This window comes from Microbacterium sp. P2_F9 (genome assembly GCF_056403635.1).
The window spans coordinates 1-3,658 of record NZ_JBFUFC010000275.1 but is presented as its reverse complement, the minus strand read 5'-3'; the positions used below and the strand labels follow the sequence as shown (position 1 = coordinate 3,658).

2 protein-coding genes are annotated in these 3,658 nt (G+C 69.2%); both read right to left on the bottom strand.

The window, feature by feature from the left end; genetic code table 11:
• The coding region (locus tag AC1DVT_RS18635) for an MBL fold metallo-hydrolase (protein ID WP_477390709.1) at window positions 1-783 on the bottom strand (783 nt) is incomplete at its 3' end.
• Window positions 784-864: 81 nt separating this feature from the next.
• A partial coding sequence (locus AC1DVT_RS18630; protein ID WP_477390707.1) for a DEAD/DEAH box helicase occupies window positions 865-3,658 on the bottom strand: 2,794 nt, incomplete at its 5' end.

Here is a 3,658-nt window from a genome sequence, read left to right as displayed (position 1 = left end):
TTGCTGCTCCGGGCGCACCTCGTGCATGTGCTGCAGGAACTGACGCTGATCGGTGAAGATCGAGTCGTTCTCCAGCCCCAGCCCGTTGTAGCGGAACAGTTCGTCGCGCAGGAACATCGGCGGACCCGCCATCGGAAAGACGTGCGGGGCATCCACCTTCTCGATGTAGTACATCGCCCGCTTGTTCTGCGCGTCGCGCTTGAGCTTCGCGAAGTTCTGCTTCGACTCCTGCGGCAGGTCGTAGACCATCGGCCACCAGATCGCGCCGGACACCTGCGTGAAGTAGGCCTCGGGCTTGCTGAAGGAGAGGAGCTTGTCGAGGTCGAGCGGGTGCGAGTCGTTCTGGTTCAGGATGCTGGCGGTGCCGTCGTCGACGCTCAGCGACGAGTCGCCGATCGGGCCGTCGCTCGGGGCCCGCAGCGGGGTGACCATGAGCGTGAGGTCGCCGAACTCGAGCGGCACCCCCGCCTGGGTGAAGACGATGTTGTCGTAGCCGAGTCGTCGCAGGTCCTGCTCGAGGTCGTCGGTCGGGTAGTCCGGCAGCAGGACCTTGATGTCCTTGGGAACGAATCGCTGCATGAGCGCCGGGTCGAAGTGATCGCGATGCCGGTGCGAGATGTAGAGGAAGTCGGCCTTGCCGAAGCGCTCCCAGTCGAGGCCTCGGTTGTCGGGGAACGGGAACCACGAGCCGAAGAACGTCGGCCCGATGACCGGGTCGCAGAGGATGCTGCCACCCGCCGTCTCGATGAACATGCCGGCGTGGCCGAGACCCGTGATGCGCATGGATTCCTCCCGTGTCGAACGGCTTTCGAGTCTACGACGTGGCCCGAGCCTGACCCGTGCGGGCCGCCGCGTCAATCCGGATCAAGCGTCGAACAGGCCGCGGATGTCATCGGCGGTGAGGGCCTGCGAGAAGAGCGCGTCGTCGTCCATGACGGCGCCGAACAGGCGCGCCTTGCGCTGCTGCAGGGCCATCACCTTCTCCTCGATGGTTCCGGCCGCGATGAGCCGGTAGACGTTGACCGGGCGGGTCTGCCCGATGCGGTGCGCCCGATCGACGGCCTGGGACTCGGCCGCCGGGTTCCACCACGGGTCGAGGAGGAAGACGTAGTCGGCCTCGGTGAGCGTGAGCCCGAATCCTCCCGCCTTGAGGCTGATGAGGAACACCGGCGCGTCGCCTTCACGGAAGGACGCGATCGCGGCATTCCGGTCCCGGGTCGAGCCGTCGAGGTACGCGTAGCGGATGCCGCGCTCTTCGAGCCGCGCCGCCACAAGCCCCAGGAACGAGGTGAACTGACTGAACACCAGGGTGCGGTGCCCCTCGGCGAGGATCTCGTCCAGCTGTTCGAACAGCGCGGTCAGCTTGCTCGGGGTGATGTGCGCGTACTCCGGATCGATGAGTTCGGGGGCGAGACTCAGCATCCGGAGCAGGGTGAGCGAGCGGAAGACGATGAACCTGGTGCGGTCGAGATCGTCGAGGAGGCCCAGCACCTTCTGCCGCTCACGCTGCAGGACCGCGTCGTACAGGGTCCGATGCGCGGCGCCGAGCTCGACCTGCACCTCCTGCTCCTGCTTGGGTGGCAGGTCAGCGGCCACCAGCTCCTTCGTGCGGCGCAGCACGAGCGGACGGATCCGCCGTCGCAGCCGGGCGAGTCGCACGGCGCGCTGCGGCGCGCCCTCCTGGTTCTCGGCCACCTTCCCCTGCTCGATGGGGCCGACGTACTCCTCGCGGAAGCGCCGCGCCGAGGGGAACAGCCCAGGGGCTGCAAGCGAGAGCAGCGCCCACAGTTCGGTCAGGCTGTTCTCCATCGGCGTGCCGGTGATCGCGAACGTCACATCGGCGCGCAGATCACGTGCGGCGCGGTAGGCCTTGGTCTGACTGTTCTTGACGAACTGGGCCTCGTCGAGCACGAGTCCCGCCCACTCCACGGCGGCGAACTCCGGTTCGTCGAGACGCAGGAGCGTGTACGAGGTGATGACGAGATCTGCGGATGCCGCGGCATCCGTCACGGTGATCCCGCGCTTCGCGCGCGTCGCGTCCACGACCGCCACCCGCAGGCCGGGGGTGAATCGCGCGGCCTCGGTGCGCCAGGTGGAGAGCACGGACGTCGGCGCCACCACGAGGAACGGCCGCCGTTCACCGGCCTCGCGCGTGTGCGCCATCAGCGCCAGCATCTGGATCGTCTTGCCGAGGCCCATGTCATCGGCGAGGATGCCGCCGAGGCGGTGCTGCCAGAGGAACGCGAGCCACTCGAAGCCGGTGCGCTGGTAGGGGCGCAGTTCCGCGAGCAGCCCCGCCGGCAGCGGGGTCGGCGGGATCCGGTCGATGTCGCGGAGCGCCTCCGCGGTCGCCCGCCAGCTGACCGCGGGCTCCGACTGGTCGGCGACGTCTTCGAAGTCGGCCCAGAGTGCGGTCTGGTAGCGGCTGATGCGCGGACCGGTCTCCCACTCGGTGAGCTCCCCCGCCTCCTCGATGAGATCGCGCAGGCGCTCGAGCGACGGGTGCGAGAGCGAGAAGTAGCGCCCGTCGCTGAGCAGCAGCTTGCGGCGCCCCCTGGTGAGGGCGGTGAACAGCGGCGCGAACGGGATCATCCGCCCGTCGATCGTCACGATGACCCCGAGATCGAACCAGTCCGCATCGGTGGTCTCGAGCGTGGAGACCGTCACGTGCGGGTCCGCGGTCAGTTCGCGATAGCGCGGCCGCTCGCCCTGGATCTCGACCGCGACATCGGGGAGCGCCTCGAGGGCGGGCAGCAGGCGGGAGGCGAACTCGGCGGCGTCGATCCCGGACAGCTGACCGGTTGCCGCGAAGGCGACGGGCGAGGCATCCTCCCAGACGGCTTCGACCTGCGTGCGGATCGCGTCTTCGGCCGCACCGTCCCGATCGTCGGAAACGGGTGACCGATACGGCATCGGCTCGCGCTCGCCGTACCGCCAGCTCAGAGCGAAGTCGAGGCGGTGCGCGGGTGAGAATCGCGCCGTGACGACGAGGACGGGGCGCTCGGGCGCCGGCAGGGCGAGCCCGGGTGCGTCGACGACGACCTGACGCAGGAGCCGGGGCAGGTGCTGGGTCAGGAACTCCGGAGTGTCCTCGACGGGCACGGTGATCGCGGCGCGGGCGGTCACGAGCGCGTGCACCGGAGCGGGAAGCGGCACCGGGGCGAGGGTGAGGTCGATCCGGTCGCGGCGCACCTGGAAGCGGTAGATCCCGATGTGGCCGATCGGACGAGCTTCGTCTGCGTCGACGGGTTCGTCGTCGATCGAGAGGCGCGCGGCGAGCGTGAGCCCCTCGGGCGTCTGCTCGGCACGCACGACGGCATCCGCCGTCTCGGCGATGGCGATGGTGGTGTGCTTCTTGGTGGGCACGACGGCGATGCCGTGCTCGGCCGCGGTCGCCAGGTGCGGCCAGAGCAGGTGGGACTGGATGTCGTCGAGCGTGACCCACTCGGAGACGTCCGAGAATGCTCCGAACAGGCGCATGTCCCGCGCGATGCTGTACAGCTCGGMGAACCAGCGCGCCTGGGTCGGCACGTACGGGTGCCCCAGCCGCCGGACCGCCTCCCACGAGACAGTGCCCTTGATCCAGGCATCGCTGCGCGCGCTGCGCTCCAGCGGTCGCAGCCCGACCAGGACATCAGGGCCTTGCAGCTGCAGACCC